At 47.6% G+C, this 23,707-nt stretch carries 22 protein-coding genes; 21 read left to right on the top strand and 1 reads right to left on the bottom strand.

Translation table 11 applies throughout. The annotated features are described in order from the left end of the window. The first annotated feature begins 35 nt into the window (after positions 1–35). From AC4E8D_RS31735 to AC4E8D_RS31665, 15 genes are all read left to right on the top strand, one after another. Entirely contained in the window at positions 36–461 is a 426-nt protein-coding gene (locus AC4E8D_RS31735) for a CBS domain-containing protein (protein WP_091035263.1), read from the top strand. 264 nt (positions 462–725) lie between these two features. Further along, a complete protein-coding gene (locus tag AC4E8D_RS31730; RefSeq protein WP_017691445.1) occupies positions 726–1,028 on the top strand; it encodes a MazG-like family protein in 303 nt (100 codons plus the stop codon). 5 nt (positions 1,029–1,033) lie between these two features. Next, on the top strand, positions 1,034–1,945 hold the full coding sequence (locus AC4E8D_RS31725; protein ID WP_036612044.1) for a DUF2232 domain-containing protein: 912 nt from the start codon (positions 1,034–1,036) through the stop codon (positions 1,943–1,945). An 11-nt stretch (positions 1,946–1,956) separates the two neighbouring features. Then, positions 1,957–3,948, top strand: a complete 1,992-nt coding sequence (locus AC4E8D_RS31720) for a DHH family phosphoesterase (protein WP_076216655.1) — start codon at positions 1,957–1,959, stop codon at positions 3,946–3,948. Next, complete coding sequence (gene rplI, locus AC4E8D_RS31715; protein WP_036611925.1) at positions 3,945–4,388, top strand: 50S ribosomal protein L9; 444 nt, start codon at positions 3,945–3,947, stop codon at positions 4,386–4,388. The genes AC4E8D_RS31720 and rplI overlap by 4 nt, the downstream gene beginning before the upstream one ends. Position 4,389: 1 nt before the next feature. Beyond that, positions 4,390–5,751: a replicative DNA helicase gene (gene dnaB / locus AC4E8D_RS31710; RefSeq protein WP_036611922.1), complete on the top strand. Its 1,362-nt coding sequence runs from the start codon at positions 4,390–4,392 to the stop codon at positions 5,749–5,751. 445 nt (positions 5,752–6,196) lie between these two features. Next, a complete protein-coding gene (locus AC4E8D_RS31705; RefSeq protein ID WP_036671866.1) occupies positions 6,197–7,483 on the top strand; it encodes an adenylosuccinate synthase in 1,287 nt (428 codons plus the stop codon). Between the two features lie 222 nt (positions 7,484–7,705). Continuing rightward, positions 7,706–8,473: a hypothetical protein gene (locus AC4E8D_RS31700; RefSeq protein ID WP_339306313.1), complete on the top strand. Its 768-nt coding sequence runs from the start codon at positions 7,706–7,708 to the stop codon at positions 8,471–8,473. Between the two features lie 285 nt (positions 8,474–8,758). Beyond that, positions 8,759–9,583, top strand: coding sequence for a class I SAM-dependent methyltransferase (locus AC4E8D_RS31695; RefSeq protein ID WP_490205703.1), 825 nt, complete (start codon positions 8,759–8,761; stop codon positions 9,581–9,583). Between the two features lie 470 nt (positions 9,584–10,053). Continuing rightward, positions 10,054–11,586, top strand: a complete 1,533-nt coding sequence (locus tag AC4E8D_RS31690; protein WP_339306311.1) for a peptidoglycan DD-metalloendopeptidase family protein — start codon at positions 10,054–10,056, stop codon at positions 11,584–11,586. A gap of 247 nt (positions 11,587–11,833) precedes the next feature. After that, positions 11,834–12,556: a response regulator YycF gene (gene yycF / locus AC4E8D_RS31685; protein WP_017691453.1), complete on the top strand. Its 723-nt coding sequence runs from the start codon at positions 11,834–11,836 to the stop codon at positions 12,554–12,556. After that, complete coding sequence (gene walK, locus AC4E8D_RS31680) at positions 12,556–14,406, top strand: cell wall metabolism sensor histidine kinase WalK (protein ID WP_076216658.1); 1,851 nt, start codon at positions 12,556–12,558, stop codon at positions 14,404–14,406. The genes yycF and walK overlap by 1 nt, the downstream gene beginning before the upstream one ends. Continuing rightward, complete coding sequence (locus AC4E8D_RS31675) at positions 14,390–15,670, top strand: YycH family regulatory protein (protein ID WP_145324958.1); 1,281 nt, start codon at positions 14,390–14,392, stop codon at positions 15,668–15,670. Before walK ends, AC4E8D_RS31675 begins: the two co-directional genes overlap by 17 nt. 271 nt (positions 15,671–15,941) lie before the next feature. Further along, the gene (yycI, locus tag AC4E8D_RS31670) at positions 15,942–16,685 is read left to right on the top strand and encodes a two-component system regulatory protein YycI (RefSeq protein ID WP_017691456.1); all 744 of its coding nucleotides are present in this window, start codon (positions 15,942–15,944) and stop codon (positions 16,683–16,685) included. A gap of 6 nt (positions 16,686–16,691) precedes the next feature. Then, a complete protein-coding gene (locus AC4E8D_RS31665) occupies positions 16,692–17,498 on the top strand; it encodes an MBL fold metallo-hydrolase (RefSeq protein WP_091035273.1) in 807 nt (268 codons plus the stop codon). On the opposite strand, the gene AC4E8D_RS31660 is transcribed toward AC4E8D_RS31665, so the two are convergent. Then, entirely contained in the window at positions 17,467–17,679 is a 213-nt protein-coding gene (locus AC4E8D_RS31660) for a hypothetical protein (protein ID WP_036611899.1), read from the bottom strand. The genes AC4E8D_RS31665 and AC4E8D_RS31660 overlap by 32 nt on opposite strands. Before the next feature lie 724 nt (positions 17,680–18,403). On the opposite strand from AC4E8D_RS31660, the gene AC4E8D_RS31655 reads away from it, so the two are divergent. From AC4E8D_RS31655 to AC4E8D_RS31630, 6 genes are all read left to right on the top strand, one after another. Further along, positions 18,404–19,681 (top strand): S1C family serine protease, encoded by a 1,278-nt coding sequence (locus tag AC4E8D_RS31655; RefSeq protein WP_490205702.1) that lies wholly within the window; start codon positions 18,404–18,406, stop codon positions 19,679–19,681. 299 nt (positions 19,682–19,980) lie between these two features. Next, positions 19,981–20,511 carry a hypothetical protein gene (locus AC4E8D_RS31650; RefSeq protein ID WP_490205701.1) on the top strand — a complete coding sequence of 177 codons (531 nt, stop codon included), beginning with the start codon at positions 19,981–19,983 and terminating at the stop codon, positions 20,509–20,511. Positions 20,512–20,746: 235 nt separating this feature from the next. Further along, entirely contained in the window at positions 20,747–20,914 is a 168-nt protein-coding gene (locus tag AC4E8D_RS31645) for a CxxH/CxxC protein (RefSeq protein ID WP_017691462.1), read from the top strand. A gap of 678 nt (positions 20,915–21,592) precedes the next feature. Further along, entirely contained in the window at positions 21,593–22,072 is a 480-nt protein-coding gene (gene rlmH, locus AC4E8D_RS31640) for a 23S rRNA (pseudouridine(1915)-N(3))-methyltransferase RlmH (protein ID WP_017691463.1), read from the top strand. Between the two features lie 256 nt (positions 22,073–22,328). After that, a complete protein-coding gene (locus AC4E8D_RS31635; protein WP_490205700.1) occupies positions 22,329–23,264 on the top strand; it encodes a hypothetical protein in 936 nt (311 codons plus the stop codon). Then, the gene (locus AC4E8D_RS31630) at positions 23,265–23,687 is read left to right on the top strand and encodes a hypothetical protein (RefSeq protein ID WP_490205699.1); all 423 of its coding nucleotides are present in this window, start codon (positions 23,265–23,267) and stop codon (positions 23,685–23,687) included. It abuts the gene before it with no gap. The last annotated feature ends 20 nt before the right edge of the window (positions 23,688–23,707 follow it).

The following is a 23,707-nucleotide window of genomic DNA, read 5'->3' as shown; positions in this document are numbered from 1 at the left end:
GAACGAAGAAATTCACAAGGAGGATATACAAGGGTATGAACATCGCATTTTTTTTGCTACCCAAACAAGAGGTTACGTGCGTGACGTCGGATTCTACGCTGCGGCAAACGTTGGAACGGATGGAATATCATCGTTTTACGGCGGTACCCATTTTGAATAAAGAGGGCAAATATATTGGTACGGTTACCGAAGGCGACTTACTATGGTATATGAAGAATGCCGAGGGAAAGATTTCATTTGAAAACGCTTCAAAGTTCTTGCTCAAGGACGTTCCACTTCGCTTGGATATTAAACCCGTATCCATTGACGCCAACATGGAGGACCTGATTAATCTGGCTAAAGTTCAGAACTTTGTTCCTGTGGTCGATGATATGGATCGGTTCATTGGTATTGTCAGACGGAGTCAGATTATTGAGTACTGTGAGGGCATTGTAGCCAAAGAATCGATCAAGGCTAAGTAAGGTGGTTACGAATTTAAACATTATTGTGTCATTAGGGATAATCACAGCCGTCCGGTATCATGTTAAACTTAAGAAGTCCTGAACTAGGGACGCATTCGAAGTTTTTTACAAATATATAGGTCGCTAGGATGTACGGAGGACTCCGCATAAGTACCTGACATCAGTTTCGGAGAACTTCTCCGCTTTTTGGGGTAATTTTGCGGGCCCTCTTTTTATGCTATAATCGAGAATAAAGCTTTTTCGGGGGAGAGTGACTTTCGCCAAATGCCTAAAGAACTGGATGTAGCCAAACGCGCTAAAGTGATTGAATGGCTGAAAACCGAAGTACTTGATCAGGTATCCCGATTATTCAAGGCGTTATGGGAAGGCAGTACAACTCGAATCGGGGACAGTCTTGCCAGTTTGATTATGAGTAGTTACATATTGGGCCGCAGGCTCGGTATTCCTTTCAAGGATCTGGATGCACTGCTAGTTGAGAAGTTGAAAAAGCATAAACAGGAAGGTCACCAGCTTGAAGACTGGTACCAGGATATTTCCGCGCTAGAAGATCATATGCGTAAGAGGTGAATTTGTTGAAATTTAGCTTTAAATCAGCTGTTTGGAGCGCAGTCTATCTGCTCTTGCTACTTTCGCTGTTAACTCCTTTATCGGTACTTGCCATATTTTTTATGATGATTCCGGGAGTTATTTTGTATGCTTCATTATCTTTAAAATCATTTATATGGCATCTCGTGCCCGTAGCCGTTATTTTGGTCGTATTCCACCCCATCTATCTGTTACTATTGCTCATCTTCACCCTGCCTGCGATCGTGATGGGTCACGCGTATAAAACACGCAAATCAGCCCTGTTCGCTCTGATGGCGGGAAGTGGCATGATGTTGGCAGAATACTTGTTGTTGCTCTTAGTGGGCAGTGTCATTTTTCAATTCGACCTGTCCAGTTATATTGAAGATGTCGTCAAATTGACCATTGAACCGTTAACCAATACATCGAATCAGATGATCAACGGGTTTGCATGGACACCTGAGATGACCGAGGATGTTGCCAAACAAACACAGCTTATGATTCCGTTTGCTCTCGTTGTCACATCGATGGTAATGGCCTTTATTACACACGCCATAGCTCGTCCAATTCTGAACGTGATGGGTGTGGTGGTATCGAAGCTTCCACCAGCGAGAGAATGGCGTATGCCGCGTGCATTGATCTGGTATTATTTCCTTGCTCTCTTGATCGAAGTGATCTCCAGACAAAGTGATGGAACATACTGGACCATGATTGCCATGAATCTGTCCCCGTTAATTAATCTGGGCTTCATGATTCAAGCGATCGGTTTCTTCTTCTTTCTCTCACATACAAAGAAATGGAATCCGGTTATACCATATTTCCTGGCGGCTGCGGTCTTCTTCATTGGCCCGCTTCGGATTATCGGAATTATCGATCTGGCGTTCCCGCTTCGTGAGGCAATATCGAAATCAAAACGATAGGGTGATGAGTCATGCCTAAATTTCTGAAGAAACGCTGGCACGGCTACTATACCGTATGGGCGTTCATACTGCTGCTGTTGCTCGTTATGTTCGTTACCATTTATAACTGGACGCTTGGTTTGATTAGTCTGATACTGGCTTCGGCGCTGGGAATCGTCATGATTAAGGCGGAGCTCGCGTTCCGCCGTGAGCTTAACGACTACATTAATGGCCTATCTATTCGGATCAAACGGATGGAGGGGGAAGCGGTCAGCATGCTTCCATTCGGAATTGTGCTGTACAGCGAAGATCGTACGGTAGAGTGGCATAACCGCTTTGTCGCGGAGATGTTCCAGGAGAAGACAATGGTGGGTAATCCGCTACTTAATATGTTTCCTAAACTTCCTCAGCCTAAAGAGAAGAAGGATGGGACGAAGGAACATTCATCCAAGGAGTTGCATGACGAATTCCAGTTGGATGATCGACATTATGGAGTTATTCATAACCCGCAGGAGCGGTATGTATATGTATACGAGATTACGGAGCTAGCCATTCTTCGTGATAAATATGAAAATGAACGCCTTGCATTGGGAATTCTCGTTCTGGATAATCTGGACGAGGCTGCCCAAGGCATGGACGATCAACAGCGTACAGCACTGATTGCCCGAGTGACCAGCGAAATTACGTCTTGGGCCAAGCGGTACGAAGTGTACCTGCGCCGTCTGTCTTCTGATCGTTATCTGTTGATGCTGAATCATAAGTCTTTGCAGGAACTGGAGCAGAGCCGATTTGTCATTTTGGATGAAGTTCGTGAGATGACTGCTGATCTCAAAGTGCCAATGACACTCAGTGTTGGACTGGCGTTTGGATCGGATAGCATCAGCGAGATGGGAGAACTGGCACAGTCCAGTCTGGACATGGCGCTTGGACGTGGTGGTGATCAGGCTGCCGTGAAGTCCGGACAACGCCTGTCTTTCTATGGCGGTAAGTCTAACGCAGTGGAGAAACGCACACGGGTAAGAGCCCGCGTTATTGCGCACGCGCTGCGTGATCTTATGCAGGAGAGCGATCGGGTGCTCATCATGGGGCACAAAATTCCGGATATGGACGCGATCGGCGCATCCATCGGAGTGTGGAAAGCGGCCAGTCTGTATAATGTGGAAGCACGGATTGTTCTGGATGGAATTAATCCATCGATTGAACGCATGATGGAGCAAGTGAATAAGGACGAGAAGTTGTCCAAAGCATTTGTATCACCGGAACAAGCAACCCAGATGATGACCGAGCACACGTTGCTGGTGGTAGTGGATACTCATAAGGCCTCCATGACCATGGAGCCAAAACTGGTACAGTCTGCTACCCGTGTCGTCGTTGTGGATCACCATCGCCGGGGTGAAGAGTTCATCAATGACGCAGTGTTGATCTATCTGGAACCTTATGCGTCCTCTGCTGCCGAATTGGTAACCGAACTCTTGCAATACATTCATGATAAGGTACAATTCACTCCGCTGGAAGCTACGGCTCTACTTGCCGGAATTACGGTAGATACGAAGCATTTTGCACTGCACACGGGGTCCAGAACGTTCGAAGCGGCAGGCTTCCTGCGCCGTAGCGGTGCGGACACCATTATGATCCAGCGGTTGATGAAAGAGGATCTGTCAGAATATATTGCTAAGGCAGAAATCATAAAGCATGCTAAAATGGTATATGGAAACATTGCGCTGGCGGTCACAGACCCTGGCAGCAAGATTTCACAGATGATGATCGCCCAGGTGGCGGACACATTGCTGAACATGACTGACGTGGTCGCTTCATTTGTTATAAGCGAGCGTCCGGATGGACTCATTGGCATCAGCGCGAGATCGCTGGGGCGCATGAATGTTCAGGTTGTCATGGAACGACTGGGCGGTGGCGGACATTTGACGAATGCTGCCGTGCAGCTTGAAGGAACGCTTGGAGAGGCAGAAAAACGGCTGACGAACGTACTGGCTGAAATCGAAAAGGAAGAGGGGCTGTTCGAATGAAAGTCATTTTTATAAAAGATATGAAGGGTCAAGGCAAGAAAGGGCAAGTGAAAGAAGTATCTGAGGGTTACGCACAGAACTTCTTATTGCCACGGGGAATCGCACGTCTGGCAACGGACGGCAACATGAAAACACTGGACAACCAGAAGGCGGCTGAGGAAAGACTCAAACAGGAAGAGAAAGCGGAAGCGGAAGCACTTGCGAAAAAGTTGGAAGCAGAAGTGACTGAACTGAAAGCGAAGTCCGGCGAAGGTGGTCGTCTGTTCGGCGCCATTACCAGCAAACAGATCGCAGAAGCTTTGTCTAAAAAGGGTCTGAAAGTAGACAAACGCAAAATTGAGCTGGACGAGCCTATTCGTACACTCGGCGTAACACAAGTAACTGTCAAGGTTCACCCTGAAGTGAAGGCAACCTTGAAGGTACAGGTAACGGAAGAGTAAGATGGGCGGAGAAATGTTATTCGACCGGATTCCCCCGCAGAACCTGGAAGCCGAACAGGCCGTGCTGGGTGCAATCCTGTTGCAGGGCGAGGCCCTGATTACAGCGATGGAACGGGTGCAAACCGAGGATTTCTATGATAAGCCCCATCAATTAATCTTTGAAGCGATGATCCAGCTTGGTGAGGGAAATCAACCGATTGACCTCGTGACACTGACTTCGCTTCTGAAGGATAAAGGTGAGCTGGAGGACATCGGGGGCGTTAGTTATCTGGCTAAGCTAGCCCATGGTGTACCTACAGCCGCGAACGTAGACTACTACGCTCAGATTATCGAAGAGAAATCGATGCTGCGTCGCCTGATTCGTACGGCAACACAGATCGTGAGCGAAGGATATACAGGCGGCGAAGATGTTGCAGCGATGCTCGGAGAAGCTGAACGTCGCATTCTGGAGATCTCCAACCGTCGCTCCAGTAGTGGTTTTATAGCCATTCAGGACGTACTGATGGAAGTATTCGATCGTGTGGAAACACTTCATCAGAATAAGGGTACAACGACAGGTATTCCGTCCGGGTTTATCGATCTGGACAAGATGACTGCCGGATTCCAGCGCAGTGACTTGATCATTGTAGCGGCCCGTCCTTCCGTAGGTAAGACGGCCTTCGCCCTGAATATCGCTCAGAACGTTGCCATTCGGGCACAGGAGACGGTAGCTATCTTCAGTCTGGAGATGTCAGCTGCCCAGCTGGTACAACGTATGATCTGTGCGGAAGCCAACCTGGATGCCAGCGTAATGCGTATGGGTGACTTCAAAGGTGATGAGGACTGGCAGAAGCTGACGATGGGTATTGCCGCTTTGTCAGAAGCCAACATCTTCATAGATGATACGCCAGGGATTACCGTAGCGGATATTCGTGCCAAATGCCGTCGCTTGAAGAAAGAGAAAGGCCTTGGCATGATCCTGATCGACTATCTTCAACTGATTAGTGGACGTGGTAAAGCAGGGGAGAACCGTCAACAAGAGGTATCCGAGATTTCACGTACACTGAAACAGATTGGCCGGGAACTGGAAGTTCCGGTTATTGCCTTGTCCCAGCTGAGCCGGGGTGTAGAGCAACGTCAGGACAAACGTCCGATGATGAGTGACTTGCGGGAATCGGGTTCGATCGAGCAAGATGCCGACATCGTAGCGTTTCTGTACCGGGATGACTACTATAACCAGGAGACCGAGAAGAAAAATATTATTGAGATCATTATCGCTAAACAGCGTAACGGTCCGGTAGGTACGGTAGAACTGGTCTTCCTGAAAAACTTTAATAAATTCGTCAATTACGAGAGGGCGCACAATGACGCCTTCGCGATGTAACGGGCAGGTGCTGACGGCTTCGATCAAGAAGCCAGAATCGTTTGTCCCGAAGATCAACCATTAGAGCAACTGAACGCAAACAGGTCTTATAAATACCAGATATAGAATTACATTGAAATGGGTATCCTTGAACCGGTGATAGCAGTCAAGCAAGCTTGGACTGAAGTCTCCGGTTTTTTGTGTCGAAATAATGGGTAAATCCCGAACATTACAGTTGTACTATATCTAATTGTTCGCCATTTGATTTGACTTTGAAAAAGGGTACTGGTACACTAATACTGCTGCGTTAAAGCAGCGCAAACCTTCCCTTGAATGTAACGGAAGGACATTTTTACTGTCCGTTAGCACGCTTCTCAGTCGGTTTTTTGCGTAACACGCCTGCCGGGATAGAGGACGGACAGACCAATACAAAGGTGCGCAAGGCACCCACGGAGGAATGTTAACTATGTCAACGGTAGTTGTAGTGGGAACGCAATGGGGAGACGAAGGAAAAGGTAAAATCACGGATTATTTGGCGGAGAGCGCTGATGTGGTGGCTCGTTATCAAGGTGGTAACAATGCGGGTCATACAATTCTGATTGATAACAAAAAATATAAACTGACGATGATTCCATCAGGGATTTTCTACACGGATAAAGCGTGTGTTATTGGTAACGGAATGGTTATCAACCCGAAGGCACTCATCGAAGAAATTAACTATATTCATGACAATGATTTCACAACGAAGAACCTGTCCATCAGTGAGCGCGCACATATCATCCTGCCATATCACATGGTGTTGGATGCACTCGAAGAAGAGAGCAAAGGTCCGAATAAAATCGGTACGACTGGCAAAGGAATTGGCCCATGTTACATGGACAAATCAGCCCGTATTGGTATTCGGATGGTTGACCTGCTGGATGCTGAAGACTTCGAACTGAAACTGCGTCATCTGGTCAAAGAAAAAAACCGTGTCATCGAGCAAGTCTATGGCGGCCAGCCTGTTGATGTGGAAGAGATTCTGCAAGATTACCTCGGATATGCCGAAATTCTGCGTCCTTACGTACGTGATACATCGGTTGTTCTGAACGAATATATTGATGAGGATAAAAAAGTATTGTTTGAAGGTGCACAAGGCGTTATGTTGGACCTTGATCAAGGAACTTATCCATTTGTTACATCATCCAATCCGTCCGCAGGTGGCGTATGTATCGGTTCTGGCGTAGGCCCGGCTCGTATTCAGCAAGTCATTGGGGTAGCGAAAGCTTACACAACGCGTGTAGGAGATGGCCCATTCCCTACGGAATTGCATGATGCAATCGGCGACCAAATCCGTGAGACTGGACATGAGTATGGTACGGTAACTGGACGTCCACGTCGTGTAGGTTGGTTCGATAGTGTTGTTGTTCGCCACGCGCGTCGTGTCAGTGGAATCACAGGTCTGTCCCTGAACTCTCTGGACGTAATGACAGGTCTGGAAACTGTAAAAATCTGCACAGGATACAAATTCCGCGGCGAGGTCATCACACACTATCCGGCAAGCCTCAAAATGCTGGCAGAATGTGAAGCAGTATACGAAGAGATGCCAGGTTGGAGCGAAGATATCACTGGAGCTAAGAAACTTGAAGACCTGCCAGTGAACACACAGAATTATGTAAAACGTGTTTCCGAACTGACAGGCATTCCAATTGCCATCTTCTCCGTTGGTCGTAACCGTGAGCAAACAAATCAAGTTCTTCCAATCTACGAGTAATCGAAGAAATAGAGAGATTGTTTCTTGAATTATAAAATAGAATCCTCTGCCGACTTAGGCATGTTAAGCCTCCAGTTGTTGCTTTTATAGCGATGACTGGAGGTTTTTTGTATGTTTTTCGGATATAATCCCAAGATTTCCGTCAATACTGGTTAACAGTAGAGTCACAGACCCCGACATGCGCATGTTAGACGGGTGGGATAATCGGAGGGAGAGAACGGAATGAAGTTGCTTGTGTGGTTTGTCAAAATCGTGCTAACCGTGTTGCTGGTCAGTTCACTGACACTGCTCACGACCGGATTAATTGTACAGTCATATGCGAAGTCGCTACTCGCGAGTTTCAATATTCAGTGGGAAGGTCAACCCACGGGGTTAACTACCATGTTCCAAGGTGCCTTGGGCGGTAAAACCAGTGAAGGGAACAAATCAGGAAATGGGACGACAGATCAGCCGACAGGAGCGGACGAAGAGCAGGTTCCGGAAGATGCTGTTTCAGTTATGGGGAATGGGACGGAGAGCGGTCAATCTGGCGTAGATACAGGTAGCGATGCGTCCCAAGGAAGTGGCTCAAACGAGGGCACTGGGGAAGGTTCAGGTACAGATACGACCGTAGGATCAAATTCAGGCACAAGTGCAGGCAATGGGACGAATACGGGCACGGGTAATGACTCAGGAACAGATCAGGGTAGTGGTTCAGCTTCAGGTAATGGAACCGGAGCGGCCAGCGGAGGTGCTTCTACAGGCAATGATGCCATTGTTGTATCACCGGATGACATTACAGGAGCGAAGGACAAGCTGCCAGCAGAGGAGAAAGAAAAAATCTTCAGCCTGCTCATGAACAAGCTGCCGCAGAAAGAAATGCAACAGATCTCAGGTGCCATGGAAGGTGGCCTAACGGAACAGGAACTACGTGAGATTGAACAGGTGATCTCGAAGTACCTGACCAGTGAAGAGTATGACAATCTGATGGAAGTACTGCAGACAGAATAAGATAGGCAGGGAAGACAGGCGTGCTCATAGACGAGTAACGCCTGATTCATACTGTATTGGACTTGTCGATGACTATTGAATATAATCTATTTAAATAAATACTGGAAATGCCTATAGGAGGGTACAGTGTATGAAATATAAAGGGAAAGAACACGACATATAAAAACGTTTAGGCAAAATTGCAGAAACCTCTAGTTCAATTCGGGGGCCTCCGTTCATAGGGTGCATTCAAGAGATACGATGTATCTGTGTTTATGAATTCACTAATTGGAGGTTTTATTGAACATGAACTTATATCATTCGAAGTCAGAACCGTCAGTAAACAAGTTTGCCGAGACTGCTAAAGAGCGATACGAGCAAGGTCTGCAAGAAGCAGATCAGCCGTTTAGTGGCTGGGATCTTAGCTATGTAACAGGGAGTGAGCGACTTCAGAGTGGAATGTTGCCCTGGTCCTATGGAACGATGGCGCGCCGATTATTGAATCAAACAGAACGAATGCTCGACATGGGGACTGGTGGAGGAGAAATGCTGTCCAGGCTCTGTCCCCTTCCTCCATACACATGTGCGACCGAAGGCTATCTCCCCAATATACCGATTGCAGAGGAACGTTTACAGCCGCTCGGTGTGAAGGTGCTTCCAGTGACTGATGATTCACAACTTCCTTTCGCAGATGGGGAATTTGATCTGATTCTTAATCGGCATGAGTCGTATGATGAGCAGGAAGTTAGGCGGATTCTATCGGTAGGTGGACTGTTTCTGACTCAACAGGTAGGTTGGTCAGATTGCAGGGAGATCAATGATCGGCTCGGCATTCCTATGCCAGCGGATTACGCTGGATGGGAGCTGGATCGTGCTGTTCTTCAGCTGGAACAGTGTGGATTCCGTATTCTGGAGCAACGGGAAGCAACTCCCGCGCAGCGTTTCTATGATATAGGGGCACTGGTATATTATCTAAAGACCATCCCGTGGCAAGTACCTGATTTCAAGGTAAAACAGTTCCGTCAGCCGTTAATGGATATTCATATGGAGATGGAGCAAAATGGATTCTGGGAAGTACAGCAGAAGCGATTTGTAATTCTTGCAGCCAAAGAATCGAGACATGAAGGTTAATTTCTATTGTGACATGAGATGAAATCCAGTTTAAGATAAACCACAAACAGGTTGTTTACGTAATCCCTTATCAGAGTTGATCTGGTGAGGGATTTTATTTGTATTTTTATGAAAAATAAAGCATATTTCACTGGGTCTTAGAACCTAGTCTTAATTTGCGAACAAAAGTACATAGTACAGCGGATGTTGAGGCATAATGGGTGATGGAACAGCCATACTATCTTATGGGTAATTAAGGGAAACCAAGCGGGGCGTGGCTTTGCGGTGTGACGTGTAGAGTTGAAATGAGTGTAAAACCTGTGTTAAAGTATACGGGTGTGATAAAAGGTTAAAATTTTGACACTTTTGAGAGCGTAGCTAAAGTCCGATTTTGCGGACAACCAATACAAGTATCAACGAGCATGGGACAGACACGATGGGTGATGTCTTGACAGAAATGCGAACTGAGAAGTGCTGAAAAGGAGAGAATCATGAAAGGTTTCAGAGGCATACGCCAACCGGGCAAAGACCGGGTACACGAACAATCCGGGGAACACCGGACGGCCGAAGACAAAAACAACATGAGCATGTCCACCTTCAGTGTGAATAAGAAGCGCGTTCTGGCCTCGCGCAAATGGATCATTACAGCAGCATGTGGTGTATTCATCGCAGCATCGCTTGGGTTCGCAGGCAAACAATATGTTACTGCAAACACCGTACCGTACTATAAAGTAATGGTTAAAGGTAGCGAGATTGGTACCATTGCAGATGAGGCACAATTACAACAACTATTTACAGACAAAACTGAGGAATATCAACATAAATATCCGGATGCAGAGATGGTGCTGAACACGGATGGCATCACAACCGAAACGGTAAGAGCGTACAAACCTGAAGTGAACAGTGACGAGACGCTGGACAAACTGGGTGACATGCTGACAGCCTACGCCAAAGGTGTGGAGCTCAAGGTAGACGGTGAAGTCATTGGTATCGTGAAGGATCAGGCAACAGCGGATGCAATCCTGGAACAAGTGCAGAGCAAATACATATCGGCATCGGCTGTGCGAAGTTCGCTGAAGACGAAGTCGGTATCGGCTAACTCCTCGAAGAAAGAGGAGGGACCTAGCACAACCCTGAAATCGGTAGGCATCAAGGAAGATGTAGCGACAGATGTGGTGAAGGCTGATCCAAACAAAATATGGGATGTGTCCGAGGCGGTTAAAGCATTAACCGTTGGTAAAGACGCGCCTGTAACTTATGTGGTTCGTGAAGGAGATACAATCTCTTCGATCGCTGCCAAGTATGAAATTACACAAAGCGAGATTCGTAAGCATAATCCGGGCATCAAGGAAACGTCGCTTCAAATCGGAGACGAACTGACCTTGACCGTTCCGAAACCGGCGGTAACCGTTAAATCGGTTGAGCAGGTTGTTGAACAGATTGAGATCAAACCGCAAGTGGAAGTGCGCAAAAGTGACGCGTTGAAAGCAGGTACAACAAAAGTCGTGCGCCCAGGACAAAGTGGCTTGAAAAGCATGCAGTACCGTATAACCAAAGAAAATGGTGAAGTGGTTCAGGAAGAGTGGCTTGGTCAGGAAGTGATTAAAACAGCAGTAACTGAAGTAGTCCTTAGCGGAACAAAAGTTGTTGGTGAGGGCTCAGGTGAATTTGCTTGGCCGGTATCAAATGCAACGATGAGCAGCAGCTTTGGACAACGTTGGGGTCGCCAGCACAAAGGTGTCGATCTGGTAGGTAACCGCGATGTGAAAGCGTCTGATGAGGGTGTAATTACTTTTGCAGGACAGAAAAGCGGCTATGGTAATGTCATCATTATTAACCACCGTAACGGATACGAAACACTGTATGGACATTTGAACAGCATTGGCGTTAAGGTTGGACAAGTGGTTGAAAAAGGCGAGAGTATCGGCGTTATGGGCAACACGGGTCGTTCGACTGGAACACATCTGCATTTTGAGATTATTAAGAATGGAACGGTAGAAAATCCGTTAACGTATCTGAACTAATATAGAGCTTAAGTAGAGCAAGGTTGGCTATAATGCTGGCCTTGTTTTTTGCTGCTGTAAAAAATTTTCAGATGAAAGACCTTCCAAGCCCCTGATCGGGATGTGACGGTGCTTCAGGTATGTTAAACTAGAGAATATAAACAACAAGCTAGAGAAACCAATCAAGCAGGCTTGGTACAAGCTAAACATAGAAAAGAGATATAAACGCTAACGCGGATTAAGCAGGATATAGGGGTGAACTTAGCCGATGCAGGGGAAGATTTTGGTGGTGGACGATGAACAGCCCATCGCGGACATTCTGAAGTTTAATTTGGAAAAAGAGGGGTACGAGGTCATCTGTGCATTTGATGGCATTCGTGCGGTTGAACTGGCGTTATCCGAGAAACCGGATCTGATGCTGCTGGATCTGATGCTCCCGGGCAAGGACGGTATGGATGTCTGTCGTGAGGTGCGCGCTCATCTGGAGATGCCGATCATTATGCTTACCGCCAAGGATGGCGAGATCGACAAGGTGCTTGGTCTGGAATTGGGTGCGGATGATTACGTGACGAAGCCATTCAGTACGCGTGAGCTGCTTGCACGGGTGAAGGCACAGATGCGCAGACGGCAAAAGCTTGCGATTACGGCAGAAGCGCACGAAGACGAAGAGAAGCAGGTCATGCGGCTGTTTGATCTGGCGTTTGATATGGACATGTATACGGCTTATAAAGGCGGAGAACCGCTTGATCTGACCCACCGTGAGTACGAACTTCTCTATTATATGGCGAAGCACTCCGGCAAGGTTATGACACGGGAGCATCTGCTGCAAGCGGTATGGGGATATGAATATTTCGGCGATGTACGTACCGTGGATGTCACGATCCGTCGTTTGCGTGAGAAGATTGAGGAGAATCCAAGCAAACCGGAAACGATTCTGACACGCCGCGGGCTCGGTTATCTCGTGCGCAGTGCCAAAAGCGTGGGGATATAATGGGCCGATTCGCGCGATTCTCGTTCTTCCGAACGATTCAGGCGAAATTGATCATTATCTATGTACTACTGATTCTGATTGCGATGCAATTGATCGGGGTTTATTTTGTGAGCGCGATGAAGAACTCACTAACGAGCAACTTTACGGAAGACTTGCAGGCGCGTGCGGAGATGCTGTCGGTTCTCGTGGGGGAGACGATGGCGGGTGGAGAAGCAGAAGCTGGCGAGGACAAAACGGAAAATCTGCGTGTGCTGGTGAACAACCTGTTCAACATTAACGGTGCCGAGATTCAGGTGCTGGATGCCAGCGGCAAAGTACTGACAACCTCGCTAAGTTCACATTCGGATTATGTGGGGCGCAAAAATACCCAAACCGTTGTCAGCCGTGCGCTGCAAGGTATTCGGGACAATGAGGAATATATTGTGGACGAGGATAATGTTCGCAAAAAGGTCGTCGCCAAGCCGGTGCTGTCCGGCGGCAAGATCATTGGTGCGGTCTACATTGCGGCATCCATGAACGAGCTGTATTCCACGATGGAGGGAATCAACAAAATCTTTATCTCAGGCATTCTGATTGCCTTGGTGTTAACGGCGGTGCTTGGCGTGATCCTGTCCCATACGATTACACAGCCGATTAAGGAAGTGACTCGGAGAGCGACAGCGGTCGCAGAAGGTAACTTCGATCAGCAGACACCTGTATTTGGCACGGATGAGATTGGTCAGCTCAGTCGGGCTTTTAACTATATGACCAGTAGGCTTCGGGATGCACTTTCACTGAATGAAGAGGAGAAGGAGAAGTTAACCTCCATTCTGACCAATATGAGTGATGGTGTGGTGGCTACGGATGAGTACGGTAAAGTCATTCTCGTAAACCGTCGTGCCAGCAGCATTCTGGGTATGCATCCTGCGGATATTGAAGGAAGACACTTCGCTATATTACTCGGCATTGATCCGGAGGATGCGGAAGCCCTTGCGAGTGGTTTCACAGGTTCAACTTTGCTGCAGATTGCACCCGCAGGACAAGAAGAACCTGTGGTCATTCGGATGACGTTCACACCGGTTCATCGGCGTGAACGGGGGATCACGGGAACGATTGCCGTACTTCAGGATGTTACCGAGCAGGAAGAGCTTGAGGCATCCCGTCGTGAATTCGTAGCCAATGTATCCCATGAACTGCGTACACCACTGACTACGATCAAGAGTTACGCGGAAGCACTGGATGACGGTGCACTGGAAGATCCGCAGCTTGCCGGTCGTTTCGTTGGTGTTATTCAGAACGAGACAGAGCGAATGATACGACTGGTTACGGATCTGCTGCATCTATCGCGGCTTGATTCCAAAGAGGCTTTGCTACGTAAACAGCCAACAGACATCCTGGAAATGCTGGAGGAAGTGACGGATCGATTCTCGTTCCAGATGCATCAGAAGGATATTCAGCCTGTGCTGTCTGTAGAGAATGATATTCCGGCTGTTCCGCTGGATCGCGACCAGATTGATCAGGTGCTGGATAATGTCGTGTCCAATGCGCTGAAATATACATTGGAAGGCGGCACCATTACGATTGCGGCTAGACGCAGTGATGAACACACACTTGCCATCTCGGTATCGGATACCGGAATGGGTATCCCACAGCGCGATTTGGATCGCATTTTTGAGCGGTTTTATCGGGTGGACAAGGCTCGTTCTCGCAGTATGGGAGGCACAGGGCTAGGACTGTCCATTGCCCGGGAAATTGTGAAGGCACATGATGGAAGCATCTCTTTGGAGTCTGAAGTAGATGTGGGAACGACAGTAACGTTCACACTGCCGATGCGTGAGAAAGGGGGTGAGCACCGTGAAGGAACGGATTAAATCCTTGGTGCTTGCTGCCCTTGTTGTGGCCAGTCTGGTTCAGAGTTATTTTCTGATCTACCGTTTGCCCGGAGGCGGAGATTCCATTGTGACGTCAGAGACGAACTATGTGAAGACGGAAAATATGGGTCAGGAACGCAATATTGAAGAATTGATCTTCCCTGATCAGATGATTATTCATCTGGGTGAGGATAAACATACGGTGTTTTACCCTGGCAATACGTTCTATCAGTTGATCTATTCACGGTTACAGGGGCGGGCGTTCGATGATTTTCAGCGCCGCAGTGTGCAATCGGTGAACTGGGATCAGATTCGCAAGGAGAACCCTGGGTTTGAGCTATCGTTCAAAGAAGGTATCCCCGTAGCATTGTTACAGCGGGTGATGAGACTGGGGACGGATTCCTTGTTCCAAGGGGAGACCATTAACCGAATCTCGATCTATACAGCTAAAAATGAAACGAAGGCCCATGCGCTGTTCTTCAGCGCCAAGGGAGATGTGGTATACGAAGCAACTCAGGCGGACTTGACGGTACAGGACGTGCAGCAGCATGTCGACTTCGGTACGAATTGGACGCCATATACACTGATGGACGGCGGGTATTATATCCCGGCGGAAGCTCTGGAGACGATTGAAGCAGATGTGCCGACAGGTCAATTCACGGTTGAGCAGATGCAACGCAGTCTGTTCTTCGATCCAAGCATGACCCGGAACATACGGGAAAAAGACGGGTCGGAGATCTATACGGACAGTAAACGTAGTCTGCAGGTAAAACAGGAACAACGCTGGATCAGCTACACCGACCCAGCCGCACCGCCTGCGGGACAGATTGATCCCGCGAAGGATGCGCTGTCTGCGGTTGATTTTGTGAACCAGCATGGCGGCTGGAAAGGCAGGTCGCGCATGATGCTGGAGACCGCTGACAGCAAGACACAGCTTGAATTCCAGCAGTACTACGGCAGTTATCCGATTATGGATTCCATGCAGTTCCGCTTCGGAACGATCAGCATGGAGATGCAGCAGGAGACGGTGTCCAGCTACGAACGATCGCTGGAATACCTGAACGAAGGCGCAGAGACGAAGAAATCAGTCAAATTGCCAGGCGGGGAGAAGCTCCAGGCTCTGATCAAAAAGGTAGCAGGTGAGAATCGTCAGGTGGTGGACGTGTACCCGGCATATCGTCCTTCTACAATTGAGGACGGGCTGAAGCTGATCCCGGTATGGGTAATCCGCTTTGGCAATGGTGAGGAGACTACCGTATCTTGATAGGTTATAGTCATTGAACAAAGAGTAGCTGTACTTTATCACTACGCGTGCAGAATAACCTTCCGATCGCTGTTACCCCCAGATTTCTTGAACTCCCTTTAATAAGGGGGAAATCTGTTGGTAAAGGCGAACGCTCCGCTTCTTCAGGTTATTTCTGCCCTCTCCGTTGTCGTATAGCTTTAAGTTCAAAGGCTAGTAAACGGCTAGTTCCGGTGGAAGGGTAGGCAATTTGAGAAAGTGTTTCAGCCAGTTAACTGAAGGAGGTGATGTTTTGGATTGGGGACGGGCGAAAAATGTGTTGATCTATGCTTTTCTGCTGCTCAATCTGGTGCTGGGATACCAGATCTGGATGGATGCGCGGGAGACAGCCGGAGCCAATCTGGACTTCACCTCACTGGCAGATAACACACAGCAGGCGATGGAAGAGAAGGGCATTCAGGTACTGGCTCCGATTCCGAATGAAACGCCGAAGCTGCCAAAGTTGTCTTATGAGTTCATTGAAGAGGACAAGGCTGGCGTTGATATGGAACTGGAACAGCCTGTAGATAGCAAGTTGATCTTCTCGCAGAGCGAGCTGGAAGATGCATTACAGCGTGAGATTCCACAGATCGGGACATACCGGCTGGATCAGCTGATGGCCGAGGATGGGGCTTTTGTGCTTCACCCACTGGTGGATGGCAAATGGCCGCTCTTCAATGTGAGTCTGGAGCTATTCTACAGCGACCAGAAAATAACGGGTTACCGTCAGACTCCGGTGCGGATTACAACCGCAGAGGAGAGCGATCAGCAGGTACTTCCGGCGTCGAAGGCGCTGGGAACGCTGATCGAGAACTTTTTGCCAAATGATGCAATTGTCAAAGATATTCAGCTGGGCTATTACGGCCAGTTGTTCAATTCAGATATACAGGTAGCGATGCCGGCATGGCGGTTCGTGCTGGAAAGTGGCGAAGTGTTGTACGTGCAGGGCATCAGTGGGGATGTATTCAGTCCCAAGACAGACAAACCAGGGGAGTAATGCGTTATGGGGATATATTTTACCGTGTTATCCAGCGGTTCGACAGGCAATGCCACAGTCATACAGCATGGGGGCACTTCTCTCATGATTGATGCCGGCCTTAGTGCGAAGCGATTGGATGCACTGTTTCAGGAAAGGGAGATTTCTGGGGCAGAACTGGACGGAATTCTGGTTACACATGAACATTCTGATCACATTAAAGGACTAGGCGCGATGTCTCGGAAATATAATTTACCAATCTATGCGAATCTGAATACGTGGGCGGCACTGGAGAAGTCAGTTGGGGCGATTCCAGAGGAAAACCGGAGGGTGTTTGAGACAGGTGAAAAGCATGATTTTGGGTCACTGCGCGTGGAATCCTTTGGGATCTCACATGATGCAGCTGAGCCGGTAGGGTACACTTTCGATGATGGCACGGAGAAGCTGTCTGTTGCAACCGATCTTGGGTACATGAGCGACAAGGTGCGCGATGCAATCGCAGATTCTGACGTACTGGTGCTGGAGGCGAATCATGATGTCGAATTGCTGCGTATGGGGCGTTATCCATGGAACACCAAGCGCCGGATTTTGAGCGACATCGGGCATTTGTCGAACGAAGCAGCAGGCGCAGCGCTTAGTGAACTGATGAACGGACGCATCAAGCGCACGTATCTGGCACATCTCAGCCGAGATCATAATATGATGGACTTGGCGAAAATGTCGGTGCGCGACGCGATGGAGAGCCGTGGATGCTTTTATCGGGATCATGAGTTCAAACTCTGTGATACGTATTACGACCGTCCTACGCCATGGGATAGGGTGGGTGAGCCATAAAGCTGTCGAGTTCGGCGGCTTTGCGTTCGACTTCCTCGCGGGTCAGAATGCCTTTATCAATAAGCAGTTCAATGATGGTGCTGAGTGCAAGGGTATTGCGATAGTGTTCTTCCTTGAGATCGGCCAGCTTGGCCGCCATATGAACTTCATCCATGGCTGTGAGTGTACGTGTGCGATCCATATATATCCTCCTCTATGAAGCTTCGAATTGTCTTTTACTATTATTGTAGTCAGGCTTGGTGGAAAACATTCCTCTTTTTGCTGCTAACATTTGTGTGATGAGACGTGTATGCTGAACCTGTGACTATGCAGGGGTGAAAAAGTTCTTCAAATTTGCCAAAATGGCGCTTAGCGGACCGGATTTTGTGGTGATAGATACTATGGACCTTTATTGTTAAGCGCGTTATAGCGGAAATTTGCTTTAATTTTCGTAAATATGCAACTTTTTTTGATTTGACGTGTTTAGTATATGAGGAGCATTGTGATTTTGGCTGTTTTGCGTGTGAAATAGCATGTCATAGAATGCGAGAGCATGATTGATAGAGTCACTGGCAGAATGGCGTGTCCGTTCTGTTGTACATAGACGCTGTATCTTGATTTGATGCCGGGATGCGGCGATATGCAAGACCATTTTATAAAATTGCAAAAAAGCATGGGAAAACGAGAGGTTATTTACGGTACGCACGTAACGAAAGACACAGAACGAGGCTGGAGAAGCGTAGCGTTCGCCTTTATGAACAAATTTTACCTAGGAAAAAGAAATAAAAAAAATTTGTGAGTAACAGCGATCGGAAGCTCGGCTGTGGCTGGAGTGGGGTAACGTAAGAACACCATCGTTGAACCATGCGACAACTTAGGCGGCAGTCAGGGTCTTGATGCGTGACAACGAAGGGGAGAGGATCACGATGGGATTGTTTGGAGACGATTTTTATTCAACCAAAGTATCAAGACGCGCCGAACCTGAACAGAAAGGCAAACTTCAGATCATCCGCCCTGGAGGCAGAGCACGTGGACGTGACCGCTGGAGCAATCCGCGCAGATCGCGTACGGGAATCAGTTCCACAGTGAAAGTTGCTGTGATCAGCTCGGTGATCAGCTCCATCGTGACCGTCACGCTGTTTAGCTTCATCACACAGCCCACATCGTTACCGCTGGCGAATGCTACAGGCAACGGTGGTGGAGGTAGTGCACAGGCAACACAGGCAGCTGATCCATACGACCGGATTATCCAGGCAGCAGCCCACGTCCGTCCTTCCGTGGTGAGCATTGTGAACCATAAAACGGGTAGCAGTCTATCGATGGAAGATTCGGCGCTGGGCTCAGGGGTCATTTTCAAGAAGGAAGATGGCAAGGCCTACATTATGACCAACCACCACGTCGTGGAGGGTGCGAGTGATCTGGAGATTGTGACCGTAGATGGGGAGACACATAAGGCAAAGCTGGTTGGTAAAGACCGGGTAAGTGACATTGCGGTACTATCCGCAGAAGACAAAGGGCTGGGTGCAGTCGCTGAGATCGGTGATTCCAGCAAACTTCAGCGTGGTCAAACGGTGTTGGCAATTGGGAACCCGCTCGGTCTGGGCGGTACGCTGACCTCCGGTATTGTCAGTTACACGGATCGTATTCTGCCTGTATCGATTAATCAGGACGGAGTATACGACTGGGAGCAAAACGTGATCCAGACGGATGCGGCGATTAATGAAGGCAATAGCGGCGGTGCTTTGGTGGATTTGAACGGCAAAGTGGTCGGCATCAACACGATGAAGATCTCGGATACGGGCGTTGAAGGTCTCGGCTTCGCCATTCCGATGAACGAAGTGATGAGAACGGTCGATTCCCTGCTCGTGAATGGCAAAGTATCTCGTCCATACCTCGGCGTGTACACGGTCGATCTGAGCAACCCATATGCACCCCTGGATGACGAGCAGCGCAAAGATCTGAAGCTGCCATCTCACGTGGACAGCGGCGTGGTTGTGTTGGAAGCATCCGGTCCGGCATCTGAAGCAGGTATGAAGCTGAATGACGTCATTACGGAATTTGACGGGCAAAAAATTACCTCCACGCTGGATCTGCGGAAGTATCTGTACGATGAGAAGAAGATTGGGGATACCATCGAAGTAACCTTCTACCGGGATGGCAAAGCGGAGAAAGTATCGGTGAAGCTGACGGATAAACCGGAGTAAGGGAAGTTCAACGAGCGAGCCTATACTGTTGCACGGATTGAAATAAGGGAATGCTAGAAGAGTGATCAGATCAACTGACCACTCTTTTTTAGTTGTTATGGGTGAATGTGCTCGTTCGACAGTAAATGAGTAGATCAACCATTTTATGTTCTCATGATCAGTTAGACCCGGAGCCAAAGGAGCAGATACATAAGACTTGGGCTGTGGTAAACTGTTGTCAATATGTTGGAGACGGTCGCTGATGCAATAACATCTGTTTGTCGATCTGCTTTTATTTCAGAATGGAAGGGGTATTTATAATGAAACGGTTGAGGAAAAAGATGCTTGGAGGAACGAGTTTGGCGCTGTCCCTGTTTATGCTGTCTGCCTGTGGATCCGAGGTAGCTACAACTACAACAGGAACATCTGTAGATACAAGTGCTCTGCAAGAGAAGATTGCAGGGCTTGAGAAGAAACTGGTGGAGCAGGGAGCCAAGAGCGTTGAGCAGGAACAAAAGATCGCAGAGCTTGAGGCCAAGTTGAATGAGCTGAGTACAAACGTGATTGCGGTGGGTGAGGCTGTTGGCCAAACGCCTGTAGCATCAGGAAACAACGGATCGGCCGGGAAAGGCGATGGGGTGCTGATTACATTTGCCCAGTATGAGAAGCTTGAGGTTGGCATGTCGGTGGGAGATGTCATCGAGATCCTCGGCGGCGAAGGTGAAGCGCTGAGTGAAGCGGAGAATATGGTGGTTTACAACTATAAAGGCACAGCCGGCAATGGTGCCAATGCTGTTATTGCTTTTCAAGGCGGGAAGCTGTTGACGAAGGCGCAGTCGGGATTGAATTAAAGAGCATGGATTAAGGAGCATTCTTTTCAGGGTACCGTGGAGGTATCTGGAAGGGATGCTTTTTGTGTTCTTTTACGACGAATGGAGAGGTTTGGTGGAGGTTGGGCACGATAAATTAGGGCTAGGGGTTTCTTTTCGGTGGCAGGTGTGATAGAACTGAGAAGTGGCTATCCTGTAATGGGATACGCGGTTGTGAATCGGGAACATAGCTGGTTACAGAAAGGATGCTTAACGGATGTACGTTGTATGCAAAGAACACGTGGACATTGCCATCGACATGTTTGTCGATGAGTATGAGGACGCTCCAGATATCGTTGATCTGAAGGAGACGGAATTTGCCGATTGGGACCCGCCTGCGAAGTGCGCCGAGTGCGAACAGCACGCGGAATTCCTCGTCGTTTAGCGTACTGTAGGACTTAGACGGCTGGAGGCGTGACTTAATGTGGCGCTTCGGGCTGACTTTCCATCCGGTATGAACATCACAGCAAGAAGCCAAGGAGAGCGTGATGAGCGCTCTTTTTGTGTTTGTGGGGGGAATTGGTGTGGTTAGTAGGCTGTGTGGAGCTGGGCGAGGCTTTAGGGGCTGGCGTTGGAGTAGAGGATAGTAGGAGAAGATTAAGGTAGGTTGGTGCTGAGTTCTGAGTTGGAAGTGAACCAGGTCGTATCGAAAGTACAAAGTAAGTAGTTAATAGAAATGGATGCCACCCGGGTACGGGGAAAGTGAAGTTGTGTGACAGCGATGTGGGTAGATACGGAGGCGTGGCGTGGCGTGGCGTGGCTTGACCGAGTAGCTCTAACGAATTTGGGCAAATACCGCCTGGTTGAAATCTAACGAATCGTAGACACGTTATATTCCTGAAATGGCCTCGAAAGAGGTGGGAAACGCTTGTTTTGACTGGGATAGCGTGTTTCAGATTCGTTAGATTTTAAAGTAGCCGAAATGGGGCTGATTAAGGTGTGTGGGGTTCGTTAGAATTTGGAGAAATGTGTAGTATAGGTATAATACAGTTGGAATGAACGATGCGATGAAGCATCTTATTTATAGAATATCTCGCAAGACAATTTAGGAGGAACGAATTTCATGTTTATTCAGATTATTGGCGTAGGCAAATTGAAGGAAAAGTATCTCACGCTGGGCATTCAAGAATATGCCAAGCGTCTCGCCCCGTACATCAAGTTTCAGATGATCGAGGTTGCAGACGAAAAGGCGCCCGATACCCTGAGCGAAGCTGAGGTTCGGGCGGTAAAAGAGCGCGAGGGCGAACGCATCCTCGCGCATGTGAAGAGCGAGGCGCATGTGGTCGCGCTCGCATTGGATGGCCAGCTCTGGAGTTCCGAGGAGCTGGCATTGGAGATCGACAAGCTCGGCACGTATGGGACGAGCCATGTCGTGTTTGTCATCGGAGGAAGCCATGGGCTCTCCGATGAGGTATTGCGCCGCGCGAAGCAGCGCTTGAGCTTCGGGCGCATGACCCTGCCGCATCAGTTAATGCGGCTGGTGCTGGTGGAGCAGATTTATCGCGCTGTGAAGATAAATCGCGGTGAACCTTACCATAAGTAGGGCGCAATTCTTTGTGTACGTGTATAAGCTAAGCAAATTTTTTGTTCAATTTACTGGAATATAGTAGTAATATTATTACATTAGTTTTGAAAAGTAGAGTGATACTGCCTAATCCTAACCCCAATCATGATCCATTCCAAATTTTTAATGGTTTAAATAAAGTATTAGGTCAGTTTTTAAAAGTTCTGCAGGGGTTTTCCAAATTAGGAACATTGAAATCATAGCTTTATAAGAGGGAATCAGGGGGAGTCTATCAGTGAGTTTTTTTAAAAATGTAGTCACCTTTGGGGCACACGGGCGTGTTGAACGTAAGATTACTGAGTTTGAAGATTTAAAGATCCGATATGAACAGCTTTATACTGAAATGGAGTCTAAACGAAGAGATGTGGATATAACACTAGAGAACGTTATTCAAGTCAAGGTTAAAGCTGTTAAGAGTTTAAAGAAAATTAGTAAGGTTTCTAAGAATTTAAAGGGAAAAGACCGAGATATTGTATCCAGAAGTTATGGAAATCAATATGAAATGATTGACTTCAAAAGAATTGAAAAAACTATAACCGCTGGGCAAATCGCAATGTCAGCTACTAAAGGTGTGTCAGCAGGTGTTGGGACTGCCTTGGGGACTTGGGCGCTTGTCACAACATTTGGTGCAGCTTCAACCGGTACAGCGATTGCTAGTCTATCAGGAGCGGCAGCCACGAACGCTACACTAGCTTGGTTTGGTGGTGGGGCAATTGCTGCTGGTGGCGGTGGCATGGCTGCTGGAACCGCTGTTATTGGAGGGATCGTTGCAATTCCTGCTCTTGCTTTACTTGGAGTGTTTAGTCACCTTAATGCTAACAAGAAAATTAATGAGATTGAAAGAGAAATGTATAGAGTAATTGGTTATATTGATCAAATGGAAGGTAACATACTTCAAATGAAACTTATAGAAAAACGATCTAATGAACTCATTATTGCAATTGATAAGGCGCGATCTGTTTTCGAAAGTGAATTAAGAAAAACTCTTCGTTACTTAAATAGATTCTTTATCATTTCTAAACTTGTTCGTTGGTTCCGTAGGAATTTGTTTCGGGGAAGTTATTATTCAGAAAATGATCTAAAGCATATTTCTTATATAGGTGGTATTGCATCCGATTTTGCAGCTATGATTGATACACCTGTTTTTGACGAAGAACTAGGAGGGATCTAAGTGTTTAAGAAGGTAATGAAGGATAAGCAAATTCAACAGGCTGTTGTTAAATTAGGAGAAACCGCAAAGATTATTCCAATCCCTGATGTATTGCACTTATTTAACTTATTGGGCGAGGCGTACAAAGAGAAACAAGTTACAAGTTTAGAATTAGCGAAACTAGAGGCACAAAAAGAAGTTGCTCTGCTTGAAATCAAAAGTAAATATGAACGTTATCATCAAGTATTCGACTCAATTTTTGATGAGCGTAAAGTTGCTATTAATAAATCATTTGAAATAATAGATCGTGGTCTTGAATTAGGAGATAAGGAGATGGTAAACATAGGTATGCAGGGTCTTAGCAAAATTGTTTCCAGCAGTCCATTTGCTAATCTTCAACAACTTTCTAAAGCATTGGAAGGCAGAAATGTAATTGAAATATAAACTCTGACTAAGCTACTTGA

It is taken from the genome of Paenibacillus sp. SRL342, from assembly GCF_984798905.1.
The sequence above is the reverse complement of the archived record's forward strand: the minus strand, read 5'-3'. Positions and strand labels throughout refer to the sequence as shown.

Coding starts and splice junctions, on each gene's coding strand:
- AC4E8D_RS31735 (WP_091035263.1), top strand. CDS start 36: ATGAACATCGCATTTTTTTTGCTACCCAAACAAGAGGTTACGTGCGTG.
- walK (WP_076216658.1), top strand. CDS start 12,556: ATGGGCCGATTCGCGCGATTCTCGTTCTTCCGAACGATTCAGGCGAAA.
- AC4E8D_RS31730 (WP_017691445.1), top strand. CDS start 726: ATGCCTAAAGAACTGGATGTAGCCAAACGCGCTAAAGTGATTGAATGG.
- yycF (WP_017691453.1), top strand. CDS start 11,834: ATGCAGGGGAAGATTTTGGTGGTGGACGATGAACAGCCCATCGCGGAC.
- AC4E8D_RS31645 (WP_017691462.1), top strand. CDS start 20,747: ATGTACGTTGTATGCAAAGAACACGTGGACATTGCCATCGACATGTTT.
- AC4E8D_RS31650 (WP_490205701.1), top strand. CDS start 19,981: ATGAAACGGTTGAGGAAAAAGATGCTTGGAGGAACGAGTTTGGCGCTG.
- AC4E8D_RS31660 (WP_036611899.1), bottom strand. CDS start 17,679: ATGGATCGCACACGTACACTCACAGCCATGGATGAAGTTCATATGGCG.
- AC4E8D_RS31655 (WP_490205702.1), top strand. CDS start 18,404: ATGGGATTGTTTGGAGACGATTTTTATTCAACCAAAGTATCAAGACGC.
- rplI (WP_036611925.1), top strand. CDS start 3,945: ATGAAAGTCATTTTTATAAAAGATATGAAGGGTCAAGGCAAGAAAGGG.
- rlmH (WP_017691463.1), top strand. CDS start 21,593: ATGTTTATTCAGATTATTGGCGTAGGCAAATTGAAGGAAAAGTATCTC.
- AC4E8D_RS31665 (WP_091035273.1), top strand. CDS start 16,692: ATGGGGATATATTTTACCGTGTTATCCAGCGGTTCGACAGGCAATGCC.
- AC4E8D_RS31695 (WP_490205703.1), top strand. CDS start 8,759: ATGAACTTATATCATTCGAAGTCAGAACCGTCAGTAAACAAGTTTGCC.
- AC4E8D_RS31700 (WP_339306313.1), top strand. CDS start 7,706: ATGAAGTTGCTTGTGTGGTTTGTCAAAATCGTGCTAACCGTGTTGCTG.
- AC4E8D_RS31720 (WP_076216655.1), top strand. CDS start 1,957: ATGCCTAAATTTCTGAAGAAACGCTGGCACGGCTACTATACCGTATGG.
- AC4E8D_RS31690 (WP_339306311.1), top strand. CDS start 10,054: ATGAAAGGTTTCAGAGGCATACGCCAACCGGGCAAAGACCGGGTACAC.
- AC4E8D_RS31705 (WP_036671866.1), top strand. CDS start 6,197: ATGTCAACGGTAGTTGTAGTGGGAACGCAATGGGGAGACGAAGGAAAA.
- dnaB (WP_036611922.1), top strand. CDS start 4,390: ATGGGCGGAGAAATGTTATTCGACCGGATTCCCCCGCAGAACCTGGAA.